The following is a 5,153-nucleotide window of genomic DNA, read 5'->3' as shown; positions in this document are numbered from 1 at the left end:
CCGATGGCCGTTTCTCGGCCGACCATCGTTTCAGATCAGGCCAGTACGGCAGAGCTTTTTCAGGGCGCCCCATGACCTACGCAGTGATCCGCACCGGCGGCAAGCAGTACCGCGTCACCCCGGACGCCGTGCTGATCGTCGAGAAGCTGGAGGCCGAACCCGGCCAGACCATCACCTTCCAGGATGTCCTGGCCATCTCCGGCGAGGCCGGGCTGACGATCGGCGCGCCCATCGTGGCCGGCGCCAGCGTCACCGCCACGGTTGTCGAGCACAAGCGCGGTGACAAGGTCATCATCTTCAAGAAGCGCCGCCGGCAGAACAGCCGCCGCAAGAACGGCCACCGCCAGCACCAGACCGTGCTGCGCATCGCCGGCATCGCCGCGGCCTGAACAGACAGTCTTAGGAGACACCAACCATGGCGCACAAAAAGGCCGGCGGCTCCTCCCGCAACGGGCGCGACTCTGCTGGTAAGCGGCTTGGCGTGAAGAAGTTCGGCGGCGAGCACGTGCTGGCCGGCAACATCATCGTCACCCAGCGCGGCACGAAGATGGTCCCGGGCACCAACGTGCTCGTCGGCCGCACCCACTCGATCCACGCCGCCATCGAGGGGAAGGTGAAGTTCACCCGCCGCGCCGAGGGCCGCGTCCACGTCTCCGTCGAGCCGCTGCCGCAGGCCGCCGAGTAACACGCGCGCCTCCGCGAGCCGGATAGACCGCGAACGGGGGCCGCAAGGCCCCCGTTTTTCGTTGCAAGACCGCATTCCCTCCCCCGGACCACCTCCCCATGAAATTCCTCGACGAAGCCAAGATCTGGGTGAAGGCCGGTGACGGCGGCGATGGCGTCATCGCCTTCCGCCGCGAGAAGTACATCGAGTTCGGCGGCCCCGATGGCGGCAATGGCGGCAAGGGCGGCGACATCATCGTCGAGGCCGTGCCTGGCCTGAACACCCTCATCGACTACCGCTACGCCCAGCACTTCAAGGCCCGCAAGGGCGGCAACGGCGCGGGCTCCGACCGCACCGGCGCGGGCTCCGAGGATGTGGTGCTGAAGGTGCCGGTCGGCACCGTCGTCCTCGACGAGGACAAGGAGACGGTGCTGGCCGACCTGACCGTCGCCGGCCAGCGCGCCACCATCTGCGTGGGCGGCGATGGCGGCCATGGCAACGCGCATTTCAAGACCAGCACCAACCGCGCCCCCCGCCGCGCCGACAAGGGCTACCCCGGCGAGGAGCGCTGGCTCTGGCTGCGGCTGAAGCTGATCGCCGATGCGGGGCTGGTCGGCCTGCCCAATGCCGGCAAGTCCACCTTCCTCTCGGTGGCCAGCGCGGCGCGGCCCAAGATCGCCGACTATCCCTTCACCACGCTGACGCCGCAGCTCGGCGTGGTGCGGCTGAACGCCACCGAGGAATTCGTGCTGGCCGACATCCCCGGGCTGATCGAGGGCGCGCATGAGGGCGCCGGGCTCGGCACCCGCTTCCTCGGCCATGTCGAGCGCTGCGCCGTGCTGCTGCACCTGATCGACGGCAGCCAGCCCGACCCCGTGCGGGCCTACGAGACGGTGCGCGCCGAGCTGGAGGGCTATGGCGGCGGCCTCTCGGAGAAGCCCGAGATCATCGCGCTGAACAAGACCGACGCCATGACGCCGCAGGCCCGCGCCAGCCGCGTGAAGGCGCTGGAGCGCGCCACCGGCCGCCCCGTGCGGCTGATCAGCGGCGCCACCCAGGAGGGCGTGCCCGAGACCCTGCGCGCCCTGGCCGACACCATCTACCGCCACCGCGAGAGCCAGCCCGGATGATTCCCTCCCTCGCCACCGCCCGCCGCGTTGTCGTCAAGATCGGCTCCGCCCTGGTGGTGGACGAGGCGACGGCGGCGCCGCGCGAGGGCTGGATCGCCTCCGTGGCCGCCGATGTGGCGGCGCTGCGCGCGCGCGGCGTCGAGGTGGTGCTGGTCTCCTCCGGCGCCATCGCGCTCGCCCGCCGGGCGCTGGGGCTGACGCGCCGCAAGCTGCGCCTCGAGGAGAAGCAGGCCGCCGCCGCGGTGGGGCAGATCCGCCTGGCCGGCGCCTGGCAGGCCGCCCTCTCGCAGCACGGGCTGAACGCCGCGCAGCTGCTGCTGACGCTGGAGGACAGCGAGGACCGCCGCCGCTACCTCAACGCCCGCGCCACGCTGGGCACGCTGCTCGACCTCGGCTGCGTCCCCGTCATCAACGAGAACGACACGGTGGCCACCGCCGAGATCCGCTTCGGCGACAATGACCGCCTCGCCGCCCGCGTCGCCGAGATGATCCATGCCGATGCGCTGGTGCTGCTCTCCGACATCGACGGCCTCTACACCGCCGACCCGCGCAACGACCCGGCGGCGCGACACCTGCCCGTGGTGGAGCGCGTGACGGACGAGATCATGGCCATGGGGGGCGAGCCGCCGCCGGGCTATTCCTCGGGCGGCATGCGGACCAAGCTGATCGCGGCGCGCATCGCCAATGGCGCGGGCTGCGCCATGGCCATCGCGCTGGGCAAGCGGGACAACCCGCTGCGCGCGCTGGAGGAAGGGGCGCGCTGCTCCTGGTTCCTGCCTGCGCCGGAGGGGCGCTCGGCGCGCAAGCAGTGGATCGCCGGCAGCCTGGCGCCGCTCGGCGTGCTGCGGGTCGATGCGGGGGCGGCGCGTGCGCTGCGCGCCGGCTCCTCGCTGCTGCCGGCCGGGGTGCGCGGCGTGGAGGGCGAGTTCGGCCGTGGCGACCCGCTCTCCGTGCGGGACGAGGCCGGGCTGGAGCTGGCGCGCGGCCTCTCGGCCTATGACGCCGAGGCGGCCCGCCAGATCGCCGGCTGCCGCTCGGAGGAGATCGAGGCCATCCTGGGCTGGCGCGGGCGGGACGAGATCATCCACCGCGACGACCTGGTTCTTCTCTGACAGAAAAAAGATGAGGGGGTCCGGGGGAGAATTCCTTCTCCCCCGGTCTTCCGAACCCTGAGGAACGCATGACCGTGGACGTGATGACGAACCCGATCCTCCCTGTCGCCCAGGCGGCCCGCGCGGCCGCCACCCGGCTGGCGCGGGCGGACCGACCGTCGAAGGACGCGGCGCTGCGCGCCGCCGCCGCCGCCCTGCGCGCCCGACTGACAGACATCCTGGCCGCCAACGCCGCCGACCTCGCCGCCGCGCCCGACCTCGCCAGCTCCTTCCGCGACCGGCTGACGCTGAACCCGGCGCGGGTGGAGGCGATGGCCCAGGGGCTGGAGGAGATCGCCGCCCTGCCCGACCCGGCGGGCCGCGTGCTGGCCGAGTGGACGCGCCCCAACGGCCTCGTCATCCGCCGCGTGGCGCAGCCGCTCGGCGTCATCGGCATGATCTACGAGAGCCGCCCGAACGTGACGGCCGATGCCGCCGGGCTCTGCCTGAAGGCCGGCTCGGCGGTGCTGCTGCGCGGCGGCAGCGAGGGCGCGCGCTCGGCCGCCGCCATCCATGCCTGCATCGTGGAGGGGCTGCGCGCGGCCGGGCTGCCCGAGGCCGCGGTGCAGATGGCCCCCACCCAGGACCGCGCCTTCGTCGGCGCCATGCTGGGCGCGGCGGGGCTGATCGACCTCATCATCCCGCGCGGTGGCAAGGGGCTGGTGACGCGGGTGATGCAGGAGGCGCGGGTGCCGGTGCTGGCCCATGCCGAGGGGCTGAACCACACCTACATCCACGCCGCCGCCGACCCCGCCATGGCGCGCGCCGTGCTGGCCAATGCCAAGATGCGCCGCACCGGCGTCTGCGGCGCCACCGAGACACTGCTGATCGACGCCGCTATCGCCCCTGCCCTGCTGCCGCTGCTGGTGGAAGACCTACGCGCGCTGGGCTGCGACTTCCGCGCCGACGACCGTGCCCGCGCCATCCTTCCCGGCCTGCCGCCGGCCACGGAGGCCGATTTCGGCACCGAGTGGCTGGACGCCATCCTCTCCATCGCCGTGGTGGACGGGGTGGAGGACGCGCTGGCGCATATCCGCCGGCATGGCAGCGAGCACACCGAGGCCATCATCACCGAGGATGCGGCGGTGGCCACCCGGTTCCTCGACGGCCTCGACTCCGCCGTCGGCCTCTGGAACGCCTCCACCCAGTTCTGCGACGGCGGCGAGTTCGGCTTCGGCGCCGAGATTGGCATCGCCACGGGGCGGATGCATGCACGCGGGCCGGTCGGGCTGGAGCAGCTCTGCACCTACCGCTACCAGGTGCTGGGCACAGGGCAGACCCGGCCCTGAACCGGCTTCCCTCTCCCGCCGGCCTCGCCGCGCCGGGGCCGCATGGCGACGGGCGGCGGCGGCGCATCGGCCTGCTGGGCGGCAGCTTCAACCCGGCGCATGACGGCCACCGCCACGTGGCCGAGCAGGCGCGCCGCGCGCTGCGGCTGGACCAGGTGTGGCTGCTGGTCTCGCCCGGCAACCCGCTGAAGCCGCGCGCCGGCATGGCGCCCTTCGCGCGGCGGCTGGCCTCGGCCGAGGCCATCGCCGACGGGGTGCGGGTCGTCGCCACCGGGCTGGAGGCGGCGATCGGCCAGCGCTACAGCGCGCGAACCCTGGCCCGGCTGCAACGGTTGTTCCCGCGTGTGCGCTTCGTCTGGATCATCGGCGCGGACAATCTCTGGCAGTTGCCGCGCTGGCGGCGCTGGCGCGCCCTGGCGGCGCGGACGCCGATCGCGGTGCTGCCGCGACCGGGCTGGACGGACCGGGCGCTGCGCGGCGCCGCCGCCAGCACGCTGCGGCGGCACCGCCGGCTGCCAGGGGCGCTGCTGGCGCCAGGCGACCATCCGCATGCGGGCTGGAGCCTGGTGCCGGCCCGCGAACACCCCGCCAGCGCGACGGCCCTCCGCCGCGCCGGCCACGACATCACAGGGACGGGCTGACAGCCCTCCCGACGGACGGATTGCTGGCCCCCGATGGGGGCCACGCCCTACAAGACGCGATAAAGCACGACAGGAGGCCGCCATAGCCCGCACCCCGAAGAGCCCGGACGAGACCCGCCGCAAGACCGGCACGGCCTCGCGCACCGGCAGCACCAGCCGCCCCGCCGCCAAGGGCGCCACCCGCAAGCCCGCCCCGGCCAAGGCGGCCGACAGGCCGGCCCGCTCCGGCACGGCCGCGGCGAAGCCCGCCCGTTCCGCCCCGGCCGGCGCCAAGCCCA

General features: G+C 73.5%; 6 protein-coding genes. All 6 read left to right on the top strand.

Annotated elements, in window-relative coordinates:
- Positions 1–71 precede the first annotated feature (71 nt).
- The 6 genes from rplU (at position 72) to ACZJYS_RS22485 (ending at position 4,875) form a co-directional block, all read left to right on the top strand.
- Positions 72–389, top strand: coding sequence for a 50S ribosomal protein L21 (rplU, locus tag ACZJYS_RS22510; protein WP_109516662.1), 318 nt, complete (start codon positions 72–74; stop codon positions 387–389).
- A gap of 26 nt (positions 390–415) precedes the next feature.
- Positions 416–685, top strand: a complete 270-nt coding sequence (gene rpmA / locus ACZJYS_RS22505) for a 50S ribosomal protein L27 (protein WP_109516661.1) — start codon at positions 416–418, stop codon at positions 683–685.
- A 98-nt stretch (positions 686–783) separates the two neighbouring features.
- On the top strand, positions 784–1,794 hold the full coding sequence (obgE, locus tag ACZJYS_RS22500; RefSeq protein ID WP_379650126.1) for a GTPase ObgE: 1,011 nt from the start codon (positions 784–786) through the stop codon (positions 1,792–1,794).
- Complete coding sequence (proB, locus tag ACZJYS_RS22495; protein ID WP_379650124.1) at positions 1,791–2,906, top strand: glutamate 5-kinase; 1,116 nt, start codon at positions 1,791–1,793, stop codon at positions 2,904–2,906. The genes obgE and proB overlap by 4 nt, the downstream gene beginning before the upstream one ends.
- A gap of 68 nt (positions 2,907–2,974) precedes the next feature.
- Positions 2,975–4,234 carry a glutamate-5-semialdehyde dehydrogenase gene (locus ACZJYS_RS22490; protein ID WP_493180394.1) on the top strand — a complete coding sequence of 420 codons (1,260 nt, stop codon included), beginning with the start codon at positions 2,975–2,977 and terminating at the stop codon, positions 4,232–4,234.
- 71 nt (positions 4,235–4,305) lie between these two features.
- On the top strand, positions 4,306–4,875 hold the full coding sequence (locus ACZJYS_RS22485; protein WP_493180395.1) for a nicotinate-nucleotide adenylyltransferase: 570 nt from the start codon (positions 4,306–4,308) through the stop codon (positions 4,873–4,875).
- Positions 4,876–5,153: the final 278 nt, after the last annotated feature.

The sequence above is a fragment of the Roseomonas sp. TS2 genome, from assembly GCF_058833935.1.
The sequence above is the reverse complement of the archived record's forward strand: the minus strand, read 5'-3'. Positions and strand labels throughout refer to the sequence as shown.

Bases quoted from the DNA above. Each gene is read 5' to 3' on its own strand.
- obgE (WP_379650126.1), top strand. From the start codon at position 784: ATGAAATTCCTCGACGAAGCCAAGATCTGGGTGAAGGCCGGTGACGGC.
- rplU (WP_109516662.1), top strand. From the start codon at position 72: ATGACCTACGCAGTGATCCGCACCGGCGGCAAGCAGTACCGCGTCACC.
- ACZJYS_RS22490 (WP_493180394.1), top strand. From the start codon at position 2,975: ATGACCGTGGACGTGATGACGAACCCGATCCTCCCTGTCGCCCAGGCG.
- proB (WP_379650124.1), top strand. From the start codon at position 1,791: ATGATTCCCTCCCTCGCCACCGCCCGCCGCGTTGTCGTCAAGATCGGC.
- rpmA (WP_109516661.1), top strand. From the start codon at position 416: ATGGCGCACAAAAAGGCCGGCGGCTCCTCCCGCAACGGGCGCGACTCT.